The organism is Roseovarius atlanticus (assembly GCF_001441615.1).
GTDB classification, from domain to species: domain Bacteria; phylum Pseudomonadota; class Alphaproteobacteria; order Rhodobacterales; family Rhodobacteraceae; genus Roseovarius; species Roseovarius atlanticus.
In genome coordinates this window covers 1-494 of sequence record NZ_LAXJ01000063.1, presented here as the reverse complement: position 1 = coordinate 494, position 494 = coordinate 1, and the positions used below count along the sequence as shown (strand labels likewise).

The 494-nt window shown below is 60.9% G+C and carries 1 protein-coding gene; it reads left to right on the top strand.

Annotated elements, in window-relative coordinates:
* A partial coding sequence (locus tag XM53_RS22305; RefSeq protein WP_144435663.1) for an adenosylhomocysteinase occupies positions 1 to 494 on the top strand: 494 nt, incomplete at both ends.

The window sequence follows — 494 nt, the reverse complement described above, 5'->3', positions numbered from 1 at the left end:
GGGCAGCTGCCCTTCCCCGCGATCAACGTGAATGACAGCGTCACTAAGTCGAAATTCGACAACAAGTACGGCTGCAAGGAAAGCCTTGTGGACGGGATCCGCCGCGCCACCGACACGATGATGGCCGGCAAGGTCGCGGTCGTCATGGGCTATGGCGACGTGGGCAAGGGCTCGGCCGCTTCGCTGAAAGGCGCGGGCGCGCGGGTGATCGTGACCGAAGTCGACCCGATCTGTGCGCTGCAGGCGGCGATGGACGGGTTCCAGGTGACCACGCTGGAGGATGTGGTGAAGACCGCCGACATCTTCGTCACCACGACCGGCAACAAGGACGTGATCCGCATCGAGCACATGCGCGAGATGAAGGACATGGCGATCGTCGGCAATATCGGTCACTTCGACAACGAGATCCAGGTCGCCAGCCTGAAGAACCACAAATGGACCAACATCAAGGAACAGGTGGACATGATCGAGATGCCCTCGGGCAACCGCATCAT